This window comes from Halomonas sp. ML-15 (assembly GCF_014779595.1).
Lineage (GTDB): Bacteria > Pseudomonadota > Gammaproteobacteria > Pseudomonadales > Halomonadaceae > Franzmannia.
The window spans coordinates 1-23,063 of sequence record NZ_JACXZT010000018.1; the positions used below are offsets into that span (position 1 = coordinate 1).

Annotated in this window: 22 protein-coding genes and 1 pseudogene; 8 read left to right on the forward strand and 15 right to left on the reverse strand. The window is 62.7% G+C overall.

Annotation, left to right across the window (positions count from 1 at the left end; translation table 11 throughout):
* The 6 genes and pseudogenes from IEI94_RS10720 to IEI94_RS10745 all read left to right on the forward strand — a co-directional run.
* Positions 1 to 111: pseudogene (locus tag IEI94_RS10720) on the forward strand (IS5/IS1182 family transposase); the annotation flags it as partial.
* 21 nt (positions 112 to 132) lie between these two features.
* On the forward strand, positions 133 to 1,782 hold the full coding sequence (locus IEI94_RS10725; RefSeq protein ID WP_191167310.1) for a BCCT family transporter: 1,650 nt from the start codon (positions 133 to 135) through the stop codon (positions 1,780 to 1,782).
* A 48-nt stretch (positions 1,783 to 1,830) separates the two neighbouring features.
* Positions 1,831 to 2,097, forward strand: coding sequence for a DksA/TraR family C4-type zinc finger protein (locus IEI94_RS10730; RefSeq protein ID WP_191167311.1), 267 nt, complete (start codon positions 1,831 to 1,833; stop codon positions 2,095 to 2,097).
* 133 nt (positions 2,098 to 2,230) lie between these two features.
* A complete protein-coding gene (locus IEI94_RS10735) occupies positions 2,231 to 3,142 on the forward strand; it encodes a DMT family transporter (RefSeq protein ID WP_191167312.1) in 912 nt (303 codons plus the stop codon).
* Positions 3,139 to 3,705: a gamma-glutamylcyclotransferase gene (locus IEI94_RS10740; protein ID WP_191167313.1), complete on the forward strand. Its 567-nt coding sequence runs from the start codon at positions 3,139 to 3,141 to the stop codon at positions 3,703 to 3,705. Before IEI94_RS10735 ends, IEI94_RS10740 begins: the two co-directional genes overlap by 4 nt.
* A 92-nt stretch (positions 3,706 to 3,797) precedes the next feature.
* Positions 3,798 to 5,024: a diguanylate cyclase gene (locus IEI94_RS10745; protein WP_191167314.1), complete on the forward strand. Its 1,227-nt coding sequence runs from the start codon at positions 3,798 to 3,800 to the stop codon at positions 5,022 to 5,024.
* Between the two features lie 21 nt (positions 5,025 to 5,045).
* On the opposite strand, the gene IEI94_RS10750 is transcribed toward IEI94_RS10745, so the two are convergent.
* From IEI94_RS10750 to IEI94_RS10775, 6 genes are all read right to left on the reverse strand, one after another.
* Entirely contained in the window at positions 5,046 to 6,548 is a 1,503-nt protein-coding gene (locus IEI94_RS10750; protein WP_191167315.1) for a tripartite tricarboxylate transporter permease, read from the reverse strand.
* Between the two features lie 15 nt (positions 6,549 to 6,563).
* Positions 6,564 to 7,040 (reverse strand): tripartite tricarboxylate transporter TctB family protein, encoded by a 477-nt coding sequence (locus tag IEI94_RS10755; RefSeq protein ID WP_191167316.1) that lies wholly within the window; start codon positions 7,038 to 7,040, stop codon positions 6,564 to 6,566.
* 62 nt (positions 7,041 to 7,102) lie between these two features.
* A complete protein-coding gene (locus IEI94_RS10760) occupies positions 7,103 to 8,050 on the reverse strand; it encodes a tripartite tricarboxylate transporter substrate binding protein (RefSeq protein WP_191167317.1) in 948 nt (315 codons plus the stop codon).
* 136 nt (positions 8,051 to 8,186) lie between these two features.
* On the reverse strand, positions 8,187 to 9,008 hold the full coding sequence (gene hpaI, locus IEI94_RS10765; protein ID WP_191167318.1) for a 4-hydroxy-2-oxoheptanedioate aldolase: 822 nt from the start codon (positions 9,006 to 9,008) through the stop codon (positions 8,187 to 8,189).
* Positions 9,009 to 9,040: 32 nt separating this feature from the next.
* A complete protein-coding gene (locus IEI94_RS10770; RefSeq protein WP_191167319.1) occupies positions 9,041 to 10,516 on the reverse strand; it encodes an NAD-dependent succinate-semialdehyde dehydrogenase in 1,476 nt (491 codons plus the stop codon).
* Positions 10,517 to 10,550: 34 nt separating this feature from the next.
* Positions 10,551 to 12,080 carry a UxaA family hydrolase gene (locus IEI94_RS10775; protein ID WP_224750074.1) on the reverse strand — a complete coding sequence of 510 codons (1,530 nt, stop codon included), beginning with the start codon at positions 12,078 to 12,080 and terminating at the stop codon, positions 10,551 to 10,553.
* A 136-nt stretch (positions 12,081 to 12,216) separates the two neighbouring features.
* On the opposite strand from IEI94_RS10775, the gene IEI94_RS10780 reads away from it, so the two are divergent.
* A complete protein-coding gene (locus tag IEI94_RS10780) occupies positions 12,217 to 13,191 on the forward strand; it encodes a LysR substrate-binding domain-containing protein (protein WP_191167320.1) in 975 nt (324 codons plus the stop codon).
* A gap of 16 nt (positions 13,192 to 13,207) precedes the next feature.
* Here IEI94_RS10780 and IEI94_RS10785 read toward each other — a convergent pair whose 3' ends face one another.
* From IEI94_RS10785 to IEI94_RS10820, 8 genes are all read right to left on the reverse strand, one after another.
* Positions 13,208 to 14,131, reverse strand: coding sequence for a 2-hydroxyacid dehydrogenase (locus tag IEI94_RS10785; RefSeq protein ID WP_191167321.1), 924 nt, complete (start codon positions 14,129 to 14,131; stop codon positions 13,208 to 13,210).
* Positions 14,132 to 14,145: 14 nt separating this feature from the next.
* Positions 14,146 to 14,988: a GNAT family N-acetyltransferase gene (locus IEI94_RS10790; RefSeq protein ID WP_191167322.1), complete on the reverse strand. Its 843-nt coding sequence runs from the start codon at positions 14,986 to 14,988 to the stop codon at positions 14,146 to 14,148.
* Between the two features lie 53 nt (positions 14,989 to 15,041).
* Positions 15,042 to 15,830: an ABC transporter permease gene (locus tag IEI94_RS10795; protein ID WP_191167323.1), complete on the reverse strand. Its 789-nt coding sequence runs from the start codon at positions 15,828 to 15,830 to the stop codon at positions 15,042 to 15,044.
* Positions 15,827 to 16,729, reverse strand: coding sequence for an ABC transporter permease (locus tag IEI94_RS10800; protein WP_224750075.1), 903 nt, complete (start codon positions 16,727 to 16,729; stop codon positions 15,827 to 15,829). The genes IEI94_RS10795 and IEI94_RS10800 overlap by 4 nt, the downstream gene beginning before the upstream one ends.
* Positions 16,730 to 16,796: 67 nt before the next feature.
* Positions 16,797 to 17,852: an ABC transporter substrate-binding protein gene (locus tag IEI94_RS10805; RefSeq protein WP_224750076.1), complete on the reverse strand. Its 1,056-nt coding sequence runs from the start codon at positions 17,850 to 17,852 to the stop codon at positions 16,797 to 16,799.
* 85 nt (positions 17,853 to 17,937) lie between these two features.
* Positions 17,938 to 19,236, reverse strand: a complete 1,299-nt coding sequence (locus tag IEI94_RS10810; protein ID WP_191167324.1) for an NAD(P)/FAD-dependent oxidoreductase — start codon at positions 19,234 to 19,236, stop codon at positions 17,938 to 17,940.
* A gap of 1 nt (position 19,237) precedes the next feature.
* Entirely contained in the window at positions 19,238 to 19,936 is a 699-nt protein-coding gene (locus IEI94_RS10815; RefSeq protein ID WP_191167325.1) for an HAD-IA family hydrolase, read from the reverse strand.
* Positions 19,937 to 19,976: 40 nt separating this feature from the next.
* Positions 19,977 to 21,086 (reverse strand): ABC transporter ATP-binding protein, encoded by a 1,110-nt coding sequence (locus IEI94_RS10820; protein WP_191167326.1) that lies wholly within the window; start codon positions 21,084 to 21,086, stop codon positions 19,977 to 19,979.
* A 106-nt stretch (positions 21,087 to 21,192) separates the two neighbouring features.
* On the opposite strand from IEI94_RS10820, the gene IEI94_RS10825 reads away from it, so the two are divergent.
* The gene (locus IEI94_RS10825; protein ID WP_191167327.1) at positions 21,193 to 22,164 is read left to right on the forward strand and encodes a LysR family transcriptional regulator; all 972 of its coding nucleotides are present in this window, start codon (positions 21,193 to 21,195) and stop codon (positions 22,162 to 22,164) included.
* A gap of 40 nt (positions 22,165 to 22,204) precedes the next feature.
* Here IEI94_RS10825 and IEI94_RS10830 read toward each other — a convergent pair whose 3' ends face one another.
* Positions 22,205 to 23,047 (reverse strand): carbohydrate ABC transporter permease, encoded by an 843-nt coding sequence (locus IEI94_RS10830; protein ID WP_191167328.1) that lies wholly within the window; start codon positions 23,045 to 23,047, stop codon positions 22,205 to 22,207.
* Between the last annotated feature and the right edge of the window lie 16 nt (positions 23,048 to 23,063).

Below are 23,063 nucleotides of genomic sequence, written 5' to 3' on the forward strand. Positions count from 1 at the left end.
CTACGGCGAATCGCCACGCGCTATGACAAGCTGGCCCGCAGCTTTCGCGCCATGGTATGCCTGGCTTGCATAGATCGTTGCCTACGTGCCGACTTTTCGTACAAAACCTAACAATATAAGGAGAGATGTCCCATGAGCTCCCCAAGCGACCCCTCGTCGCCTTCCGTGACCAGCGACATGCAGACGGATTACGTCGTTGGTCAAGACAATGTCGAAGGGAGCCTTGGCCCCATCGGCTTCGATATCCACAACCGCGTCTTCGCCGTATCGGCACTCGCCTCGGTCGTCTTTATCCTCCTCACCCTGATGTTCCCCGAACGAGCGGGCGGCATCTTCCAATCTATCGTCGCCTTTTCGACCGGAACGCTAGACTGGTATTTCATGCTGGTGGTGGACTTCTTCATTCTGTTCTGTATTGCGCTCGTCGTGCTGCCCTATGGGTCGATTCGGCTGGGTGGACCTGATGCGCGGCCCGACTACAACTACTTGTCGTGGTTTTCGATGCTGTTCGCCGCCGGGATCGGTATCGGGCTGCTGTTCTTCGGCGTGCTGGAGCCGGTCTACCACGCCAACGTCTCGCTGCCGTTAGGCATTCCCTCGCCGTTTGGCGACGACGGTGCGCTTGACCCGGAGGCGATTCCCGGCGCCACCGCCATGGGCCTTGCCGGCACCTACCTGCACTGGGGCATCCACGGCTGGGCCGTCTATGTGGTGATGGCGCTGGCACTGGCCATTTTCACCTATAACAAGGGCCTGCCCTTCTCGATTCGCTCTGCATTCTTTCCGATCCTCGGCGACCGCGTGTGGGGCTGGTGGGGGCATGCCATCGACATCCTGGCAGTATTCTCCACCCTGTTCGGGCTAGCGACATCTCTGGGTCTGGGCGCCCAGCAGGCCAACGCAGGGATGAATTTCGTGTTTGGTCTGGATGTTAATACCACCACCCAGGTCATCATCATCTTGTTGGTGACCGCCGCTGCGCTGGTATCGGTATGGCGCGGACTCGAGGGCGGCGTCAAGAAGCTCTCCGAAATCAATATGGTGCTGGCGGTGCTGTTCTTCTTCTTCGTGCTGATCGCCGGCCCCACGCTGGTCGCCCTGAGCGGCTTCTTTACCGGGCTCACCACCTACGTAATGGAGTTCGCTCCGCTGTCGGCCCCCTTCGGCCGTGATGACGATGACTACCGCCAGGCCTGGACCATCTTCTACTGGGCCTGGTGGATCAGTTGGGCACCGTTCGTCGGCATGTTCATCGCCCGGGTGTCGCGTGGACGCACGATTCGGGAGTTCGTGACCTGTGTACTGCTGATCCCCAGCCTGTTCATCTTCGTCTGGATGGGAGTGTTTGGTGCGACAGCCCTGGACCAGCTCTACGCCAGCCCCGATACCAGCCTGGTCAAGGAGTACGTGATCGACAACTACAGCCCCGAATTGTCGCTGTTCGGCATGCTCAATGAGCTGCCGCTGACCGGCCTGATGTCGACACTGGCCATCGTGCTGGCGCTGATCTTCTTTATCACCTCGTCGGACTCCGGCTCCCTGGTGATCGACACCATTACCGCCGGTGGCAAGATCGACGCGCCGCGGCCCCAGCGCATGTTCTGGGCCACGGTGGAGGGCTTTATTGCCATCGTCCTGCTGATCGGCGGCGGGCTGTCGGCGCTGCAGGCCGGGGTAACGGCGACGGCGATTCCGTTCTCGGTGGTGATGCTGCTGATGTGCTATACCATTATCAAGGCGCTGAATGGCGAGCTGCGCCAACTGCGCCAAAAACCCTCTTGAGAGATAGTCTTACTGGAACAAGCCGACAACAGCCGAAGGAGGCGATATATGGCAGGCGGCTGGTCACGCGACGGCGCCGAGCAGGAGCAGATCGAGAGCACGGTGGAAGACGCGCTGCAGCGGGTACGCAGCCAGTTGCCCACCGGTGACAGTCTGCGACACTGCGAAGAGTGCGGCGACGAGATCCCCCAGGCTCGCCGCGAGGCGATCAAGGGGGTGCGTCTGTGCATCGCCTGTCAGAGCGAGCGCGATAAGCAGCAGACCGCCTATAGCGGCTACAACCGCCGCGGCAGCAAGGACAGTCAGCTTCGCTGACTCGCGACGGCATGCGTCAAGCAGTGGCTATCACTGCCCCGCTCATGGCTTGCAGCCACCTCTCAGCACGATATGATGACCACGCTCCAGAGCCCCGCCCCTAGCGGGGCTCTGCCTTGTCCATGAGGTCGCCATGCCGCTGCTCTACTTTCTCGCTCCGCTGGGTGCCGTGTTGATCTGGTCGGGCAACATGACCATCAACCAGCTCACCGTAGGCGCCATCGCGCCGAGCAGCATCGCCTTTCTGCGCTGGGTGCTGGCCCTGGCCGTGCTGACGCCCTTCGTGCTGCCGGCGGTGTGGCGCCATCGCCAGGCGCTCAAGCGCGAGTGGCCCAAGCTGGCCTTCCTCGGCCTGCTGGGCATGGCAATGTGGCAGGGATTGGCCTATGTGGCCGCCGAGACCACCTCGGCCACCAATATGGGCATTCTTGCCGCCACCGTGCCGTTGCTTACGGTGCTGCTTAGCGCATTGATTCTGCGCGAACCACCCAGCCTCGGCGGCGTGGTCGGCGGACTTGTCGCTCTCTGCGGGGTGGCGGTACTGCTTGGCCGCGGCGACCCACTGTCGCTGCTGGCACTCGATGTGTCGCTGGGCGATGCGCTGATGGTAGTCGCCGCCACCTGCTACGCCACCTATGGGGTGATGCTCAAGCGCTGGCAGATGGAGCTGCCGCCCTGGGTGATGCTCTATGTCCAGGCGGTTTTCGCCACCCTGCTGCTGCTGCCCGGCTATCTGCTCGGGCCGATGACCCCGGTGGACGCCGGTAATGTCTGGCTGATCGCCTATGCCGGCATTCCCGCCTCGATCATCACCACCTTTCTATGGATGCGCGCGGTGCGCCAGATCGGCGCCAGCAAGGCCAGCATCTTCCTCAACCTCATGCCGCTGTTCAGCGCCATCATCGCCATGCTGTTCCTCGGCGAGCGCCTGGCCAGCTGGCATCTGCTCGGCGGTGGCCTGACGCTAGTCGGCGTGATCATGGCCCAGACCTTGACCCAGCCCCTGCGGCGCAGCCCCCAACCCAACGAGCAGGGCCAGCCATGACCCTCGACACCCGCCTGATCAATCAACAGCGCATGCCCATCGACGACAGCGCTGAGCTGTGGCTGTTCGGCTACGGCTCGCTGATCTGGAAGGCCGGCTTTGACTATCTGGAGCGACGCCCTGCGCATATCGAAGGCTGGGCGCGGCGTTTCTGGCAGGCCTCCCATGACCATCGCGGCACCCCTGAGGCCCCCGGCCGCGTGGTCACCCTGATACGCCAGCCAGGCGCGCTCTGCCAGGGCATGGCCTATCGCATCGGCGGTGAGGTGCTGGGCGGCCTGGATATTCGCGAAAAGAACGGTTACCTGCGCGAAACGACGCTGATGCACTTCGCCGACGGCAGCCATGCCGAAGGCCTCCTCTACCTCGCCACTCAGAACAACGCCGCCTTTCTTGGTGACGCCCCACTCGACACCATGGCCCGCCAGATCGCCACCGCCCAGGGCCCCAGTGGCCCCAACCGCGACTACCTGCTCAACCTCGCAACCGCTTTGGAAGATCTCGGCGCCGACGATCCGCATGTGTTCGCGTTGGCAGACAGCGTTAGCAGAATGAAACCGTAGTTAATCGTAAAGTTACCCTCGCTGCGACCGATAACCCTTGGAGAACACTGTAGCGATAGAAACGGTGTCATCACTGTCAGGGAAATCACGCCATGAAAGAGACCTTGCTCAGCGAGGTCGAAGCCAACCTGCTCAAGCCTTGGTATCGCCTGCGCTTTAGTCCAGCGGTGGAGACACGCTTCGAGACCGACACCTCCATCCAGCGCAGCAAGCATCTCGTCTTGACGGGCATCGTGGCGCTGATCATCTACGATCTCTTCGTCTTCTACGACTACATCTTTCGTCAGGAGACCTGGAGCATCGCCGCCTGGATTCGTTTAGGGATGGTGACCCCTGTGGGTCTCGCGTGCCTCTACTGCGTCAGCCGTCACCTGAGACCGGCGCTGCGTGAGGCAATGATGGCGGTCGCGATCCTGATTGCGATGCTGTTCTCCAATGTGATCTTCTACGTCTCCAAGTCGCCCTACTCCTTTCTCGACACCTTCGCCTTCGGCCTGATTCCGCTGGTGAGCAATGTCGTCTTTTCGCTGCGTTTTGCGTTTGCTGTCGTAACGTCGCTGCTGTGCGGGCTGATCATGGCCGCCTTCGTGGTGGCGTATCAGCCGATGGCATTCGAAGTGAAGGTCTATACCCTTGCCCTGTTCGCCTCCAATGTGGTCTTCACGTTGCTTGCCAATTTCCGTTTGGAAGCCAGTGAGCGCCAGTCGTACCTGCTGCTGCTACGCAAGCAGCTAAGAGCGAACGCCGCTCAGGCCGAGTATCAGGCACTAACCAAGATTTCGATTACCGACCCGCTGACCGGAGTGGCCAACCGTCGCCACTTCGACAACGTGCTTGCGCAGCGCTGGGAGGCCGCCATCGCCAAACAGGCGATGGTTGGCATGCTGGTGATCGATATTGACTACTTCAAGTTCTACAACGATCGCTACGGGCACCTGCAGGGGGATAACTGCCTCCGCCAGGTGGCGCTGGAAATACAGCAGCACGTGCGCCAGGAGGATGACCTGGTGGTGCGCTACGGCGGTGAAGAGTTCGTGGTGCTATTGCCCAATGCCTCGGTTTCCTCGACCTACCAGGCCACCGAACGTGTTCGCCAGGGCATAGAGGCGCTTGGGCTACCCAACGAAGATGCCCCGAACAGCCCCGTCGTCACGGTGAGCATTGGCGCCGCGGTGATTCGGCCCGTCCACGGCATGGCGCCCTCCGCACTGATCCTGCATGCCGACGAAGCGCTCTACCAAGCCAAGCGCGCCGGCCGTAATCGCAGCGTGCTGGCACCGCTGCATGAGGGGCCTCTGGTTACTTACATAGCACGTTAGGGAAATATGCCGCCTGCACCACTATGGATTGGCATACTTGCGTGCGTTTCTACTGCGGTAATTGCGATACAACGGCAGGGCAATGGCTAGCAAGGAGAGCAGAACGAAGGTCAGACTGATCGGGCGGGTGAAGAACACGCTCCAGTCGCCATCATGCATGGTCATCCCGCGCCGGAAGTTGGATTCGACCATGTAGCCCAGGATCATTCCCAGTACCACCGGAGCGGCACTGAATCCATGGCGGTTGAGGAAGTAGCCGAAGATGCCGAAGATCAGCAGCACCCAGGCCGAGGTCAGGCTGCCGGTGATGCCGTAAGCACCGAGGATGCACATCACCATGATAAACGGCAGCAGGTAAGTCCGCGGTATCTGCAGCACCCGGACGAAGAGCTTGATGCCCACCGACTGGAAGCTGAACATGAAGACATTGGCGACCAGGAAGGCAATGATGATGCCGTAGGCAATGTTGGCCTGTTCGTCGAACAGCATGGGGCCTGGCTGCAGTCCATGGATCAAGAGCCCCCCCATCAGGATTGCCGCCGAAGCATCCCCAGGAATCCCCAGCGTCATCATCGGAATCAGCGCGCCGCCCGTCATGCCGTTGTTGGCCGATTCGCAGGCGATAACGCCTTCATCATGTCCCTTGCCGAACTGCTCCGGCGTGCGTGAGATGCGCTTGGCCTGGTCATAAGCCAGGAAGGAGGCGATGCTGCCACCGGCACCGGGGATCGCCCCGACCAGCGAACCGATCAGCGAACTGCTCGACCAGATCTTCCAGCGCCGGAAGGTCTCGCGAAAGCGCGGGTAGGCGTTGTTGACCCTCACCCGCCCCTCGCTCGCCTGATCGGAGCGCGAGGTGGTGGTGTCGGTGATGATCTGCGACAGGGCGAACAGGCCGATCAGCGCCGCCATGAAGTCGACACCGCCTATCAGGGCGGGGATCCCCGCCGTCAGGCGCACCACGCCGGTCAGCGAGTCGATGCCGATCAGCGAGATCAGCACACCGATCAGGCCCGCCACGATGCCCTTGATCAGCGACTTGTCCGACACCGAGGCGATGATCGTCAAGCCGAACAGGCCCAGCGTAGCGTACTCGATGGCACTGAAGCGCAGCGCCGCCTCGGCGATCAGCGGCGACATGAAGGCGAAGATCAGCACGCTGATCATGCCGCCGATCATGGAGGCGACGATACACAGCCCCAGTGCACGCCCCGGCTCGCCGTTGCGCGCCATGGGAAAGGCATCCAGGGTGGTGGCCACCGACGAGGGCGTGCCGGGAATATTGAGCAGCGCGGCGGGGATCGAGCCACCGGAGATGGCGCCGCAGTAGACCCCCAGCAGCATGCCCATGCCGGTGACCGGCTCCATGCCGAAGGTCAACGGCAGCAGCAGGGCGATGCCCATGGTGGCAGTCAACCCCGGCAGCGAGCCGAAGATCAGACCAAGCACCGTGCCGGCGGCAATCGCCAGGAAGATGTAGCCGTTGGCGAACAGCGTCGCCGCCTCGGCGAAATGAGCAAACATGACCGACTCCTCCCCTCAGGGCATGGATAGTCCAAACAGCACGGAAAACACGACATAGATGGCACTGGTCGCGATCACTGCGAATAGCCCAGAGGTCAGCACCGAGCGACCTGTGGGCCAGGCATCGTTGAGAAACCTGTCGACGAGCAGGCGAAAGAGGCCCAGGAACACCAGGGTGCTGACGAAGAAGCCGATAAACGTCAACATGATCAGGTAGAGCACGATCGCTGCCAACGTCACCAACAGCGTGACGGCTTCACGGCGAGCCAGCCGGACACCGCCATCGGGTTCCCGCTTTATCAGGGTTTCCACTACCAGTAGGTAGCCCACCAACAGCATGATGATGGCGCTGACCCAAAACGGCAGGAACCCCGGCCCCGGGTCGCCGACCACCCGCATCATCGTCGGGATCGAACTGGCCAGGTGGAGGAAGTAGCCGGCCCCCAGGATCAGCAGGAGATAGAAGAGCTGCTTCTCGGTCACTCGCGTCATGGCGGACTCCCATTGTCAGCAAGGCGTCAGGCCCCACCCAAGGGGCCTGACCATGGTCATCACTACTTGAGCCGCTGGGCGGTGTGGATGAAAGCCTCGGCGAGCTCCGCCATGCGTGAGTCCAACGCCTCGCTGGGGGGGATGTAATCCACTTCACCGCCCTGGTTGGCAATCGCCTCCTGCACCTTGGCATCGCTGGTGGCGGCTTCCAGTGCCGCTGCCCAGGCGGCCTTGACCTCTTCGTCGACGCCAGCCGGTGCCGCGATACCGCGCCAGTTGGTCAGGCTCAGCTCGTGACCGAGTTCGCTAAGGGTCGGAACGTCCGGATAGTCTTCCAGGCGATCATCGCCGAGGCTGACCAGCGGTATCAGCCGGCCAGAGCGCAGGCCGGAAGCAAGGTCGGCCAGGTTGAGCATCAGCGCATCGATATGGCCGCCCATGGCCGCGGCCACCGCGTCCGAGGAGCCATCATGGGGAATCTGGCGAGCCCGGTAGCCCACCATGTCGGCCAGGATCTCGCTGGCGACGTGGGTCGACCCGCCGGCGCCGGAGAAGCCGAAGCTCACCGTGCCAGGGTTGGCCTGCATATCTTCGACTAGCGCTTCCCAGCTATCCCAGGGGCCATCGGCACGTACCGCCACGACGTAGTCCTCGCTCATGACGTTGCCGAGGTAATCGAAGTCCGAGTAGGTATAGGTGGCATTGCCCATCCCCTCGGTGGCGAAGATTACATTATTGGGAATGGTCACCGTATAGCCGTCGGGCTTGGCGTTGGCCACCTGGGTAAAGCCGAGAATACCGCCGCCGCCCGGCACGTTGGAGACCACGATGGTTTGCCCCAGCGACTCTTCGAGAGCCGGCTGCAGCGTTCTTGCCAGTACGTCGGTACCACCGCCGGCGCCATAGGGGATCACCATGGTGATGGTCTTGGTGGGATAATCCGCGGCAGCGATGCCTGCGGCCATCACACCGGCGAGGAGAACCGAGAGTTTAGTGGTGTTATGAGTCATGGCGTTTGCTCCTTTGCGTTATTTTAATCTTCTAATCAAGCCATCGCCGCCCTATCGCAGGTAACCAGCATCGCTCGGAACGGATCCGTCGACAGGCCTGCGAGGAGGCGGTCGGGTTTCTGCTACTTCCGTCGGGTCAGTAAGGCCCTCCTGTCGATTGCGCCCCTACATGCAGGTCGAAGTCCGCGGCGCGCTGGCGAACCGCCTGAGCCAGCAGCGTGACGTCCAGTCCTACCGCCACGAAGGTCGCGCCCAGTTCGAGGAAACGCCTGGCCTGGCCAATGTCACCGGTCAAGGTGCCGGCGGCCTTGCCGCACGCCACGATGGTGTGAATCGCCGCCTCGATGGCCGCCTGTACCTCGGGATGGCCGGGGTTGCCGAGGTGCCCCATCGAGGCCGCCAGGTCAGCCGGGCCGATGAAGACGCCATCCACGCCCTCCACCGCGCAGGTCGCCTCGAGATTCTTCAGCGCCGTCAGCGTCTCGGCCTGCACCAGCAGGCAGACCTCCTGATTGGCATGCTGCACATAGTCGGGCCGGCCGTTCCAGCGCGACACCCTGGCGACCCCAGCGCCGACGCCGCGAATGCCCTCAGGAGGGTAGCGCGTCGCGGCGACCATGGAGGCAGCCTGCTCGGGGGTATCGACCATCGGTATCAGCAGGGTCTGGGCGCCGATATCGAGCAGCTGTTTGAGCGACGCGGCCTCGCCCTGCAGCGCGCGCACCACGGGGTGGCCGCCATACGCGGCTACCGCCTGCAGTTGGGCAAGCGTACTGCGCACGTCGTTGGGCGCGTGTTCGTTGTCGATCAGCAGCCAATCGAAACCCGCCGTGGCGCAAAGCTCGGCACTGTAGGCATCCCCCATCGATAGCCATAGCCCGACCTGGGGCCTGCCCTCGGCCAGGGCCTGCTTGAACGGATTGCCCGCTGCCGGACCGCTGTTGCTGGATGCGTTCATGGCTGCTCCGGTTGTTGTTGTCATGCCTCTTGTCAGCGCAAATTGCCCTGGCAGAGGTACTTGATGTGCTGGTAGTCGTCGAGGCCATGGACCGAGCCTTCCCGTCCGTAGCCCGACTCCTTGATACCGCCGAAAGGCGCCGCTTCGGACGCCACGGCGCCCTCGTTGATGCCGACGATGCCAGCCTCCAGCGCATCGGCAACGCGATGGATGCGACTGACGCTCTCCGAGTAGAAGTAACTGGCGAGCCCGAACGGCGTGGCATTGGCGGCCGCCACCGCGTCCTCTTCCGTGGCGAAGCGCAGCAGCGGCACCAGTGGCCCGAAGGTCTCCTCATGGCACAGCCGTGCGTCGGGCGTGACATCGCCCAGCAGCGTCGGTGCCACGTAATTCGGTCCCAGATCGGTCCGCACCCGCTCGCCCCCCACCAGCAGCCTGGCGCCCCGGGTTACGGCATCGTCGATATGCGCAAGGATCTTGTCGACGGCTCGCGCATTGATCATCGGCCCGATCTGACTGTCGGGGTCACTGGCCGGCCCCACCTGCAAGGCGGCGACTCGCGCGACCAGCTTGTCGGCGAAGGCGTCGAACACCGCCTCCTGCACATAGACGCGATTGGGGCAGACGCAGGTCTGGCCGCCATTGCGGAACTTGGCGGCCATCAGGCCCTCCACGGCGGCGTCGAGATCGGCATCCTCGAAGACGATAAAGGGCGCATTGCCGCCCAACTCCAGCGAGAGTTTCTTGAGGGTATCGGCCGACGCCCGGGCCAGGTGCTTGCCCACCGGGGTAGAGCCGGTGAAGCTGATCTTGCGCACCCGGGCATCCTCGAGCCAGGCGTCAACCACCTCCGGTGTGCGCCCACGCGAGGCGCAGACGACATTGATCACTCCAGGAGGAATACCCGCCTCCTCGGCCAGGCGCACCAGCGCCAGCGACGTCAGCGGGGTATCCTCGGCGGGCTTGGCCACCACCGTGCAGCCTGCCGCCAGGGCCGGCGCAATCTTGCGCGCGATCATCGCCGCGGGGAAATTCCAGGGCGTGATCACCGCTACCACCCCCACCGGCTCCTTGACCGCCAGCATGCGTCGCCCGGCGACCGGCGGTGCAATCACCTCCCCGGCAATGCGTGGCGCCTCTTCGGCGAACCACTCGATATAGCTGGCCGCATAGCCCACCTCACCCTGACCTTCGGCGAGAGGCTTGCCCTGCTCCAGTGATATCAGGCGCCCCAGATCCTGCTGGTGGGCCATCACCAGGGCGTGCCAACGCTTGAGCAGCTCGCCACGCCGCTTGGCCGGCGTCGCGCGCCAGTCGGCAAAAGCGTGGTGGGCAGCATCGGCCGCTGCCCGTGCTTCGTCGGCGCCGCTGTCCGGCACCTCGGCGATGGGCTGCATATCGGCCGGATTGGAGATCGACAAGCGCGCCCCATCGGCGGCGTCGCTCCAGTGCCCGGCGATATAGTTACGGCACTGAACCAGGTCACCACTTTCCAGCGTCAGGGTCATTGTCACACCTCCTCTCTGTTGGCCGACGTTGCCATCAGCTGACGATACCGACGTGCCATGGCACGAATTCGTGATCCCCGAGCCCGAGCCGCTCACTGCAGCTGCGCTCCCCCGAGGCCACACGCAGGATATGCGCGAAGATCTGCTCGCCCATCGCCTCGATCGTGGCGCTGCCGTCGATGACCTGGCCGCAGTTGATGTCCATATCGTCGCGCAGGCGCTCGAACATGGCGGTATTGGAAGCCAGCTTGATGGTGGGGGCCGGCTTGGACCCGAACATCGAACCGCGACCGGTGGTAAAGCAGATCAGATTGGCGCCGCTGGCGATCTGCCCGGTCGCCGATACCGGGTCATAGCCAGGCGAGTCCATGAACACGAAGCCCTTGGTCGCGATCGGCTCGGCGTACTCGTAGACCGCCTGCAGTGGCGTGGTGCCGCCCTTCATCGCCGAGCCCAGGGATTTCTCGATGATATTGGCCAGCCCGCCGGCCTGGTTGCCCGGCCCCACTACGCCGTTGAACTGGCCGCTGTGGCCGCGGGTATACTCTTTCCACCATTCCAGACGATCGAGCAGCTTCTGGCCCACCTCGGGCGATACAGCACGCCGCGTCAGCATAAACTCGACGCCATGAATCTCCGGCGTTTCCGACAAGATGGCGGTGCCGCCCTGGCGAACCAGGATATCCATGGCCGCCCCCAATGCCGGGTTGGCCGAGATCCCCGAGAAGCCGTCCGAGCCACCGCACTGCAGTCCGATGCTGAGATGGCTGGCACTCACCGGCTGGCGCTCGATCCGGTTGGCCTCGGGCAGCATCGCTTCGATGGCGGCGACACCGGCAGCGATGGATTCTCGGGTACCGCCACGCTCCTGCATCACCAGGGTGCGTACGTTGGCCCCCACTTCGAGGCCCTGAGACTCGACCAGACCCGACACCTGGTTGCGCTCGCAGCCCAGCCCCACGATCAGCACCCCGGCGAAGTTGGGGTGCCGCGCGTAGCCAGCCAAGGTGCGCCGCAGCAAATCGAAGTGATAGCTGGGCGATGACATGCCACAGCCACTGGTCTGGGCGAAAGCCACGACGCCATCGACATTGGGGTAGTCGGCCAGCCGCTCCGGCGTGAAATGGTCGGCAATATGCTTGATCACCGTGGCCGAGCAGTTTACCGAGGAGAGAATACCGATGAAGTTGCGCGTGCCGACCCGGCCATCCGGGCGCACGATGCCCTGGAAGGTGGCCCGCTCGGCCTCCGGCACATACGCCACGGGCCTCACGTCCTGGCAGAAAGCCGGATCGCGATCGATCTCGGTCAGGGTAACGTTATGGGTGTGCACATGCTCCCCGGGGGCAATGTCTCGACCGGCCGCGCCAATCACCGTGTCGTACTTCTTCACCGGCTCGCCAGCAGCGATCCTGCGGGCCGCGATCTTGTGCCCTGCCGGCACCTGGGCCCACGACTTCACCTCCAGCTCGGGCAGCCACTGGCCGAGACCGACGCCATCGCGGGCGATCAGGACATTGTCATTGGCATGCAGGCGAATCAGCGTGCGGGGGGACATTTCCATGGTCAGCGGCCTGGCTCCATCATCAAGCGTTGTAATAATCGTTGGGGTGAGTATGAGCCGCCTCTTCATGCCGATAAAATAAAACAATAGACTCTCTTCATAACCAAAACGGAATGAACAAAGGGAGAGCGCCACCATGAGCGACATCGATCGCGTACTTCGTTCGAACCTGAAGTTGCGCCATTTGCAGCTGCTGGTCGCGCTGGATGAGTTCCGCCATATCGGCCGGGTGGCCGACTTTCTATCGCTGACCCAGCCTGCGGTGTCGAAAATGCTCGCCGAGATAGAGCGCATGTTCGGCCTCAAGCTGTTCCTGCGCTCCACCCGCGGTACCGAGCCCACGGCCTATGGCGATACGGTGGTGCGCTTCGCCCGCTCGGTACTGGCCGACTACAGTCGCACCCAGGACGAGATCGCCGCAGTGGAGAGCGGTGCCGCCGGTCGCGTCAGCATCGGCGCCATGGTAGTCGCAACGCCGGGCCTGCTGGCTCGCGCCGTGCAGTTGCTCAAACATCGTTCCCCTCATAGCACCGCACTGATTGAAGAAGGCGATCTCAAGCGCCTGCTACCCCGCCTGCGCGTGGGTGAACTCGACCTGCTGGTGGGCCGTCTCGAACCCGGCTACGCAGCACCGGATCTGGAAACACAAGCCCTCTACGACGAGGCGATGTGCGTGGTCGCCGCCCCGGCGCACCCCATTTGCAGCATCTCCTCACCGCAGTGGGCCGATCTCGTCGAGCTGGCTTGGGTCGTGCCTCCCCCATGGGCTTCATCGCGGATCAAGCTCAACCAGATGTTCTACAAGCATGGCCTCAACCCACCCGCGGACCTGATCGAAACAGCCTCGTTCCTCGCCACCTTGACCTTCGTGCAGCAGCGCCCCGCCCTGGGCTACCTCGCCCACGGCGTGGCACGCCACTGTGCGGCGCTGGGCTTGCTCGAGATATTGCCGCTGGAGATTCCCATCGAGCTGCCGCCGGTGGGGATCATCACCCTGCGTGGCAGAATCAAGACACCGACCTGCCAGCAAGCACTCGAGTGCCTGCGGCAGGTGGCGCAAGAAGGGGAGCACTCGTTGCCTATCAGTTCTCACTCTTCCATTGCCGATTGACGGCGCCTCGAGTCGCTCAGTAGCCGCGCTGACGATCGACGACACCGACCATTTCACGGCCTTCGCGATGCCGGGCAATATTATCCAGCACCCTCTCGATCGCACTCTCTGGCTGGGTCATGCTGGCGATATGAGGCGTAATCAGAACTCTCGGATGGTGCCAGAGGGGGTGATCCACGGGTGGCGGCTCGGGATCGAAAACGTCCAGCACGGCTGCTGACAGCTGTCCGCTGTCCAGCGCCGCGAGCAGATCGGCCGCGACCAGGTGCGGACCACGTCCGACATTGATCAATGAGGCACCGCGAGGCAGCTGCTCGAATAGCGTGGCATTGAGAATGCCGCGGGTCTCAGCGGTCAGTGGCATCAAGCAAACCAGCACCTGGCTGGTGGAGAGGAAGCGCGGCAGCTCGTCGTCACCGGCGAAGCACGCCACGTCTTGCAGCTGGCGGCGGGTACGGCTCCAGCCCTGGCAGGCGAAGCCGAGGCCGGTCAGGTGCTGCGCCACTGCGGCGCCAAGTTGCCCCAGGCCGAGGATGCCGACCCGGCACTGCGCAGCGGGACGGACCCGCAGGGCCTGCCAGGTCGCACTGCGCTGTTGGGCGATGTAGTCGACCAGATTACGGTGCAGCGCCAGCACCGCCATGGCCACGTACTCCTGCATGGTGGCGACGATGCCCGGTTCCTGCATGCGTACCAGCGGCACATGGCTAGGAATGCTGCCCAGGTCGAATTGATCGACACCAGCGCCGAGCGAGAAGACGACCTCGAGATTGGGAAAACGCGCCAGATCCTCTATCGGCGCCCAGGTCCCCAGGTAGCGCACCTCTTCTTCACTGCCGATATCGGGCCAAACACGAAACGCGATCTCCGGCGCACGCAGCTCAAACAGACGCTGCCACTCTCGCCCCCGCTCAGGGTCGGCGTTATAGACAAAACTCATCTCAACTTCTCCGATCAGCCCAACGCCTGACTGGCCAGGGCATAGCGTATAACGCTGCCTCCCGATCCGGCGTCGCCAGTAGTGCTCATCTGGTGTACGCGATTGACTTCCTTTAGGCCGCACGCCCCCAGCCACTCGGCCAGGACCGGATCGGGCGTATCCACTCTCACAAAGCCACCGACCAAGCGTTCGAGCCAGGCCCCAATCAGACATCGCGCCACAGCCGGTGAATCGGCCACGACCGGGCCAATCACTAGGCCGTGGCCGAATTCACGACACAGGGCAACGCCGGCCAAGCGACCATCTTCATGTTCGATCACCTGCGCGTCGCTATACGCGAGCAGCGCGCTCAGCAGCCTATCCCGCAACGTACCGCAGGCCTGCTCATCGAGTCTTATGAAAGCCTCGACATCATCGCCTCGCATCTCACGGAGTAGTTGGCCAGGCAGTGGCGGCGACACTCTCCCAGTGCCAGCGACGCCCCCCTGGCACTGATGAACACCGGCAATATCGTGAAAACCCAAGTCGCGATAAAGCGCCACACCCTCCTCCGTGGCATGCAGTTCGATGCGCGCGGTGGATATTTCGTCCAGCACCGCCTGCATGAGCTGGCGACCAAGGCCGAGCCGCTGATGCGTCGGAGCGACGATCACCATGCCCAAAGTGGTCAATGCCGGACCGCTGGCCCAATGCATGGCGGTGGCAATGAGCTGGTCATTGTCGATCAATGCCTTGCCCTGCCCCAGGGACAGCAGCTGTTGCCAGTCACGCTCGCGATGCGGCCAGCCGGCCAGCTCGGAGAGGCCAACGGCTTGAATGAGGTGATCCGCGGTCAGGGGCACGCACCGTATGTCCATGTCATCACTCCCTGGGCATGGTTGACACGCCATGCCGTGACATCGATAAATCGTCAGGCCGGTGAGCGCTGGCGTGCCATCACCATCAGCATCACCAGGGCGAATGACGTGGCCGTGAGCAGTGTGCTGATGGCGGCGATGGTCGGGTCTATCTCGTCTCGCAGCGCAGTGAACATACGCACCGTCAGGGTCTGGTTCTGACCGCCGGAAATGAATAGCGCCACCATGGTTTCATCCAGCGCCTGGATAAAGGCGAAGATCGCGCCGGTCACCACGCTGGGCATGATCTGCGGCAGCGTCACGGTCATGAAGCTGCGAAAGCGATTCATGCCCAGGCTTCTCGCCACCATCTCCTGGGTTTGATCGAAGCCGTGCAGCCCGGCGGTGACCGCCGTGATCACATAGGGCAGTGCCAGCATCACATCGGCCATGATCAAGCCTGGAATGGTGTACAGCATCCCCGACAGGGCGTAGATGAAGAACACGCCCGTGGCGACGATGATGATGGGCACGATCAGCGGCAGTAGCAGTACGATCTTCAGATAGCGCATCAGCCGGTGCGTCGAACAGTTGATGGCGTAGGCCGCCGCCACACCGATCGGCGTGGCGATCAGCGCCGTGGCAAACGCCACGATCAAGCTGGTCCTTGCCGCCGCCATCCAGCCGGGGCTGCCGAAAAAGGCCTCGTACCAGCGAAATGAAAAGCTGGATGGTGGAAAGGAGAGGAAGCGGCTATCCGAGAACGACATTGGCAGCACGATCAGTACCGGCAGTATCAGAAACAGCAGCACCAACACCACATACCCAATGAAGACGAACCGACCCAGAGATAATTTAGTCATTTGGCACCGAGTATTTTCTCAAGGGGGACCAGGCGACTGACCACATAGAAGATGATCAGCACGCAGATCAGCAGCACCACGCTGACGGCACTGGCGGCACCCCAGTCGCTGTAGAGCTGGATATTGCGACTGACTAGCATCGACGCCATGACGGTGCGACCGCCGCCGACCAGTTCCGGTGTGATGTAGAAACCCAGGCAGAGCACGAAGACGAGCGTCATCCCTGCCATTACGCCACTCAGCGACAAGGGGAAGAACACCCGCATGAAAACATGCAGCGGGCTTCCACCCAGACTGGAACCAGCTTGAACCAGGTCCTGGGGAATCTTCTGCATGGTGGCGTAGAGCGGCAGCACCATGAACGGCAGCAGAATGTGTACGGTGGCGATGATGGTGCCGAGCTCGTTGTGCATCAGCGCCAGCGGCTCATCGGTGATACCGCTGGCCATCAAGGTCTGATTGACCACCCCCGAGCGCTGCAGCAGGATCAACCAGGCATAGGCCCTGACCAGCACACTGGTCCAGAACGGAAGGATCACCAGGGCCAGGATCAGCATCGCCCAACGTTTCGGCAAGATTGATGCGGCATAGGCAATCGGGTACCCCATCAGCAATGCCAGCAGGGTCACGATGACACTGATGCGAAAGGTGAGATAAAAGGTGTTCCAGTAAATGCCTTCGGTGAAGATCCGTTGGTAATGCTCCAGGCTGAAGGCACCGTCGGCGTAGACGGATTGGACGATCAGCCAGCTCAAGGGCACGAGGAGCAGGGCAAAGACCACTAGCACGGCCGGCGACATCAGCAGCAGCATCAAGACGTGCTCGCGGCGGCGATGGCGCAGCGATGGGTCGATGGCACTTCCGGCAGCGTAGCGGTCATGAATCGCGGTGGCTTTCAAAGCGCTTCTCCTGGCATGGAATCGGCACAGCCGATGCCACACGCCAAGGGCGTGTGGCATCGCGTTCTCATTGCTGCATGAATTCGAGCCAGCGACGCTCGGCCTGCTCACCTTCCGAAGAGGACCACCACTCGTAAGACATCAGTACCTGACGCTCGGCGTTGTCCGGATAGCTCGGCAGTTCCCGTGCACGCTCATCGGGGATCTTGCCAGTGTCAAAGGCCGCCGGGTTGCCCGGACCATAGTCGATATGGAGCGGTAGATTGGCTTGATATTGAGGATCGATGGCCGCGTTAACGAACTCGATCGCCGTATCAAGATTTGGTGCACCCTTGATGATGCAGAGGTGGGTGTTCTGGAGAATGCCTTCGTTGTAGGTGAAGTCGGCATTGGCACCCTCGTCCATGATGGCGCTGACGCGCCCGTTCCACATCATCAACATGTCGACTTCGCCGTCGTAGAGCAGTTGGGCAGACTGGCCGCCTGACGTCCACCAGGTGGAAATATGCGGCTTTAACTCTTCCAGTTTTTCAAAAGCGCGGTCGACATCCAGTGGATACAGCTCTTCAGCCGCTACTCCATCGGCCAGCAGGGCGGCTTCCAGCGTTCCCAGGGGGTGGTTACGCAAGGCGCGGTTGCCGGGAAACTCCTCGACGTTCCAGAAATCCTCCCACGTCTCGGGTGGGTTGCCATCGAAGGCATCAGGATTGTAGGCCAGCACGCTGGAGTAGAACTCATAGGCGACGGAGTATGGCGTCTTGTACTCCTCGGGCATCGACTCCGCGTTGGGAACTCGACTGAAATCGAGCGGCTCGATCAGCTCCTGGTTGCCGCCACGCACGCAGTTCAGCGGTGGAGTATCGACCACATCCCACACGGCCTGACCGGTGGTCCCCTGAGTACGAATCATCGGCCAGGCATCCGGAGCACTCTCCTGGTGGATGGTGATGCCCAGCGCCTCGGCGACGGGGTCGAGGATGGCGACCGTCTGCGCCTCCTGATAGGCGCCCCCCTGAGAAACGAAGGTGATCTGTCCCGCGGCCATGGCGTGGGACATCCCCATCGCTCCGACTACGACCACACTGGTTCCCATCAAGGTCTTCAAGCCATGCGTCTGTTTCATCTTGTTGTCTCCGCTGCTGATGACATTTGCGATCTGTGCGCTTAAGGAAGCGCTGCATAATGCAGCCATTTATGCCTGTGTTTCCTTAGCGACCGATCGCGTCGAGAAATTGATACCACCCAGCCACTAGCCGAACCGCCACTTCCCGCAAGGGGTAGAGCGGTACGGCCTTGAGGCGACTCGCCTCCAGAAGGGCCACGTCCGGCGACTCGCCAAGGGCGACATCCGCCGCCAGGCCGCCGAGCAGTGTGGCCATTGCGACACCAGCGCCGTTATAGCCGGCGGCATAGCTCAGTCGATCATCGAAACGCCCCACATGAGGCAAGGCATCCATGGTCATGCCAACATGCCCCGACCAGCGATGGGTGATAGCGACGCCCCCCAGGTCGGGAAACATCCCCACCATCGCCCGCTGTAGCGCATCGAACGCCGCCGCCGAATCACGTTTGCCAAAGGCGCCACGCCCGCCGAAGACGAAGCGGCCATCCACCTTGCGAAACCAGCGCATCATGCGGCGGGTTTCTCCATAACTCCTGGCGTTGACCAGCAGCCGCTGCTGCAGCTCTGTCGGCAACACCTCGGTGGCAATGATCGAGCTGCGAAACGGCACCAGTCGCGACTTGACCATGCGGCTTGCCGGGGTGAGATCGGAGTAGGCATTGGTGGCCATGATGGCCTGGCGCGCGCGTATCTCCCCCCGTTCGGTCACGACCCGAATTCCATCGGCATCGCGGCGAATGCCGGTGACCGGCGTGCGTTCGAAGAGGATGGCCCCATGGCGACGTGTCAGGCCTGCGGCTAGGCCGCGCACGTAGTTCAAGGGATGCAGGGTGCCGACATCTCGACTCAGGACACCGCCAGTGAAGGCGCCAGACCCGGTCTCCTCCGCCACCTCCCCCGCCGACAACGTCCGCAGCGAATCATCGCCCAGTGCGTGGCGCATCCACTCGGCCTCCTCGGCGATGTAGCCAAACGCCCGCTCGGTATGGGCACAACGCAGGTTGCCGCAGCGAGCAAAGCCAGCGCTTGACAGCTCATATGTCTCGACCAGCGCCTCCACCTCATCCACCGACTGCAGCGCGAGGCGATGCATGCGCCGCGCTACGTCGATACCATGCGCTTGAGCCATGGCAGGAAACGCCAAACGAAACTTGGCCGAGACCACGCCACCGTTGCGTCCGCTACCTCCCCAGCCGAGCGGCTTGGCATCCACCACCAGGGGGGCTACGCCGCGCTGGGCCAGGCGGTGGGCCGCCGCCAGGCCGGTGTAGCCGGCCCCGATGATCACCACATCGGCCTGGGCATCGCCCGGCAGGCACGGCAGGTCGAACGTGCTGTCCGCCGTGTCGCGCCATAGCGAGGCGATGCCGGGAGACCCACTCATGTCACACGCCCTCCACGGCGTCAGCGAGCTGTTTGAGGGTGGCGAAGTGGAAGTCTGGCTGGATCACCTGCGTGGGCTCGGGAGTGCCGCCAAAGCCCTGCTGGCCCTGGCGCCGCTCGATCCAGCAAGTGGTATAGCCAAGCTCCTTGGCCACGCCGATATCGTGGTACTGGCTCTGGGCGACGTGCAGGATGTCCGAGAATTTGTAGCCATGCGCCGCCTGGCGTCCCCGGTTGTAGGCGAAGAACTGCGGATTGGGCTTGGCCACCCCGGTTTCGTCGCAGGTGACGCTGTCGTCGAACGGGTCGTCGAGGGTATGGGAGTAGCAAGAGAAAGCAGTGCGATCGGCATTGGTCATGGCCACCAGCCGGTAGTGCTTGCGCAGACGTTTGAGTGCCGCCACCGAATCCTCGAATGCCGGCCAGCGGAATACCGCCATCTGGAAGGCGTCCGCGGTGGCCGGATCGGCGGGCAGTTTCAGCTCCTCGGCCAGCGAGCGGTAGACATCGGCCATGGCGCTGCTCGAGCGCCCTGGGAAGCGGTCGCGCCCCCGCTTGTAGGCGTCGAAGATGACGCCATCGCTCAGGTCGCGTGCGGCGCTTCCACCAAGCCGACGCACCGCCTCCAGCACCCCTGTTTCGAAGTCGATCAGCGTGCCCACGACATCGAAAGTCAGAACTTTGAAATGGGAAAGTTCCATGATCGTCAATGACTCCTGTTTCTTGTGCTTCGAGGTAACGTCAGGCGACCTGTGCCGCCGGGTGTGGACATCCGGAACGGGGCACGACGATGGTGTCCTCCGGATGCAGGACCACTGTCAGGCTTTCGCCGATCGGTGGAATCTTCTTCTGCCCCAGGTGATGACTGGGTTGGCGCAGGCTGATGGCGGTGCCATCGTCCATTTCGAGAAACAGCCGCAGGCTGTCGCCCTGATAGACCACCTCGCGCACACGGCAGTGCAAGCGATTGACGTCGGCCTCATGGCGCCCGTCATCAATAAGCAACTTCTCGGTCTGAATCGCGAGTAGCAGGTCAGAATGGGCGGGAAGCTGTTTTGCCGAGTGCAGCGTATGCTTGCCGAGCTTGACGCTGTGTGCATCGACACGCGTCACCGGCAGCAGGGTGGAGTCGCCGATAAAGCTCGCCACGAAGGAGTCTTGGGGAGCGTTGTGGAGTGTTTCGGGGGTACCGATCTGTACCAGCTTGCCGTCCTTGAGGATCGCCACTCTATCGCTCATGGTCAGCGCCTCGCGCTGATCATGGGTCACATAGACGATGGTGGCGCCGAGCTTGCGGTGCAGCTGGCGCAGCTCGATCTGCATGGTCTCGCGCAGCTGCTTGTCCAGCGCCGATAGCGGTTCATCCATCAAGATCAGACGCGGCTCGAAGACCATGGCACGCGCCAGGGCGACACGCTGGCGCTGCCCACCAGAGAGCTGCGAGATACCGCGCTCCTGGTAACCATCGAGTTCGACCATTGCCAGGGCATCGCGTACCCGCTCCGGCCAAGTGGACTTGGGCAGCCGGCGGGCACGCAGAGGGAACGCGACGTTCTCGCCAACCGTCATGTGCGGGAACAGCGCGTAGCTTTGAAAGACGATACCAATATTGCGTTTGTGGGGCGGCATGTAGGTCATGTCCTGGTCACCGACCCATACCGAACCCGATGATGGCAGCACGAAACCACCGAGGGCACCAAGCAGTGTGGTCTTGCCCGACCCCGAAGGGCCCAGGAGTGAGACGAACTCACCTGGCTCAATATCTAAAGTTATGTCATCTAAGGCAGTCGTTCCGCCATAGTGCTTGCTGACTGAGCGGATAGAGACGCCGACACTGTCTCGATTTTTCATAAAAATGCTCGTTTTATTCTTGTGAAATAGCTGTTGGAATTGAGTACAGCAGATCGAATGAAACGGAGCAATTGCGAAATTCTTTGGCTTGCCATAACCTCAACTCATGCCAACACTGCGTCGTCAACTGCCCAGCGCCAATGCCCTGTTCGTCTTCGAGTCGGCGGCGCGTCATGGCAACTTCACCAAGGCAGCCGCCGAACTGGGCGTCACCCAGCCGGCAGTTAGCCGCATGCTGTCGCTTCTGGAGAGTCACCTGGAGGTGCCGCTCTTCCTGCGGACGCCAAACGGCACCGTACTGACCGAGAACGGCCAGATTCTGTATCAGGGGGTCACCCAGGGGTTTCAGGACATTGAGTTGGCTATCCAGGAGATCCGGGCCCGCAGCACCGGGCTCGAGACGGTCACCCTATCGGTATCGACCGCCTTCACCACCCACTGGCTGATGCCACGCATGCACAAGCTCCAGGCCGAGTTTCCTTCCATCGACCTGCGCTTCCAACTGATCTCAGGCTCGGTGAGCGGCTCGGTGGAGGATGTCGATCTGGGCGTGAGGTTCGTCAGCGGGGAGGACATCCATCACCAGGCTGCGCTGATACTGCCCGAGATCCTGGTGCCGGTATGTAGCCCAGCCTATCGCGAACAGCATGCCGCCGGCGCGCACGACGAGTCAGGCGTTACGCTTATCAGCCTGAGTGACAGCCGCATCGACTGGTTCGAACTCTTCCCCAGTTTCCAAAGCGAAGCCCTGGGCAGTGCGCACTCGCTGATTTTTTCAGACTATGCCGTCGTCCTGCAGGCAGCCCTACTCGGCCAAGGCATCGCCGTGGGTTGGATGAATGTCGTCTCGCACTGGTTGGATACCGGCGCTTTGGTGCCCGCTACCCCCAAGCCAACCGCCATCGCCACCGAGCGCCTATGCCACCTGATCAACTCGCGCAAGAAGCCCCTGAGCCCCGCAGCAGCAGAAGTGCGCGACTGGATCATCGAGGAAACTCGCAGAGACGTGGCCAAGGTCGCTGAACGCTATCCGTTATTGGATCTAGAGGCACTGATCGCCGCGCACTCGCCTCGCTGACCGTCCTGGCAGCCCGTCGTCTCAGACCAGTTCATTACGCCTAGCGTATCCCCGCCCTCAGGAACGACTGCACGAACTGGCGCTGGAAGAGCAGGAAGGCGATCAGCAGCGGGGCGATGCTGAGCAGGGTGGCGGCGCTGACGGTAGCCCAGTTGACGCCGGTCTCCGGGGCCGAGAACACGCCCAGTCCCACGGTCAGCGGCCGGCTCTCCACCGAGTTGGTGACCACCAGCGGCCACAGGAAGTTGTTCCAGTGGTGGCTGATCGAGACCAGGCCATAGGCCAGGTAGGTGGGCTTGGCCAGCGGTACATAGACCTTGAGCAGGATCGCCATCCAACCGCAGCCCTCGATCCGCGCGGCGTCCTCGAGTTCGCGGGGAATGGTCTTGAAGGTCTGGCGCAGCAGGAAGATGCCGAAGGCGCTGGCCACGTAGGGCAGCCCGATACCGGTGATGGTGTCGACCAGCCCCAGAGAGCTGGCGATGCGGTAGTTCTCGACGATCAGCACCTCGGGAAACACGAACAGCTGGATCAACACCAGCATGAACAGGATGTCCTTGCCGGGAATCGGGAAGCGCGCGAAGGCGAAGCCGGCCAGGGTGCAGACCACGAACTGCGCCAGCACCACCCCGGTGACCAGCAGGAAGGTGTTGAGGTAGTAGCGCGCGAACGGCGCCTGGGACCAGGCGTTGGCGAAATTATCCAGGGTCAGCGGCGCAAACAGGTCGAAGCGCACCATGTACGCTGGCGGGTGAAATGCCGCCCAGACGGCGTAGACCAGCGGGAAGATCCAGATGATCGCCAGCAGCCAAGCGGCGGTGGTCTCGAGGCTCGGCACGCGCAGCGCAAGCCGCCTGGCGGCAGAGAGAGTAGCCTGGCTCATGATCTCGCCCCTTGCA

Excerpts from the sequence above, each read along its gene's own strand:
- IEI94_RS10725 (WP_191167310.1), top strand. The coding sequence starts at position 133 with ATGAGCTCCCCAAGCGACCCCTCGTCGCCTTCCGTGACCAGCGACATG.
- IEI94_RS10730 (WP_191167311.1), top strand. The coding sequence starts at position 1,831 with ATGGCAGGCGGCTGGTCACGCGACGGCGCCGAGCAGGAGCAGATCGAG.
- IEI94_RS10735 (WP_191167312.1), top strand. The coding sequence starts at position 2,231 with ATGCCGCTGCTCTACTTTCTCGCTCCGCTGGGTGCCGTGTTGATCTGG.
- IEI94_RS10740 (WP_191167313.1), top strand. The coding sequence starts at position 3,139 with ATGACCCTCGACACCCGCCTGATCAATCAACAGCGCATGCCCATCGAC.
- IEI94_RS10745 (WP_191167314.1), top strand. The coding sequence starts at position 3,798 with ATGAAAGAGACCTTGCTCAGCGAGGTCGAAGCCAACCTGCTCAAGCCT.
- IEI94_RS10750 (WP_191167315.1), bottom strand. The coding sequence starts at position 6,548 with ATGTTTGCTCATTTCGCCGAGGCGGCGACGCTGTTCGCCAACGGCTAC.
- IEI94_RS10755 (WP_191167316.1), bottom strand. The coding sequence starts at position 7,040 with ATGACGCGAGTGACCGAGAAGCAGCTCTTCTATCTCCTGCTGATCCTG.
- IEI94_RS10760 (WP_191167317.1), bottom strand. The coding sequence starts at position 8,050 with ATGACTCATAACACCACTAAACTCTCGGTTCTCCTCGCCGGTGTGATG.
- hpaI (WP_191167318.1), bottom strand. The coding sequence starts at position 9,008 with ATGAACGCATCCAGCAACAGCGGTCCGGCAGCGGGCAATCCGTTCAAG.
- IEI94_RS10770 (WP_191167319.1), bottom strand. The coding sequence starts at position 10,516 with ATGACCCTGACGCTGGAAAGTGGTGACCTGGTTCAGTGCCGTAACTAT.
- IEI94_RS10775 (WP_224750074.1), bottom strand. The coding sequence starts at position 12,080 with ATGGAAATGTCCCCCCGCACGCTGATTCGCCTGCATGCCAATGACAAT.
- IEI94_RS10780 (WP_191167320.1), top strand. The coding sequence starts at position 12,217 with ATGAGCGACATCGATCGCGTACTTCGTTCGAACCTGAAGTTGCGCCAT.
- IEI94_RS10785 (WP_191167321.1), bottom strand. The coding sequence starts at position 14,131 with ATGAGTTTTGTCTATAACGCCGACCCTGAGCGGGGGCGAGAGTGGCAG.
- IEI94_RS10790 (WP_191167322.1), bottom strand. The coding sequence starts at position 14,988 with ATGGACATACGGTGCGTGCCCCTGACCGCGGATCACCTCATTCAAGCC.
- IEI94_RS10795 (WP_191167323.1), bottom strand. The coding sequence starts at position 15,830 with ATGACTAAATTATCTCTGGGTCGGTTCGTCTTCATTGGGTATGTGGTG.
- IEI94_RS10805 (WP_224750076.1), bottom strand. The coding sequence starts at position 17,852 with ATGAAACAGACGCATGGCTTGAAGACCTTGATGGGAACCAGTGTGGTC.
- IEI94_RS10810 (WP_191167324.1), bottom strand. The coding sequence starts at position 19,236 with ATGAGTGGGTCTCCCGGCATCGCCTCGCTATGGCGCGACACGGCGGAC.
- IEI94_RS10815 (WP_191167325.1), bottom strand. The coding sequence starts at position 19,936 with ATGGAACTTTCCCATTTCAAAGTTCTGACTTTCGATGTCGTGGGCACG.
- IEI94_RS10820 (WP_191167326.1), bottom strand. The coding sequence starts at position 21,086 with ATGAAAAATCGAGACAGTGTCGGCGTCTCTATCCGCTCAGTCAGCAAG.
- IEI94_RS10825 (WP_191167327.1), top strand. The coding sequence starts at position 21,193 with ATGCCAACACTGCGTCGTCAACTGCCCAGCGCCAATGCCCTGTTCGTC.
- IEI94_RS10830 (WP_191167328.1), bottom strand. The coding sequence starts at position 23,047 with ATGAGCCAGGCTACTCTCTCTGCCGCCAGGCGGCTTGCGCTGCGCGTG.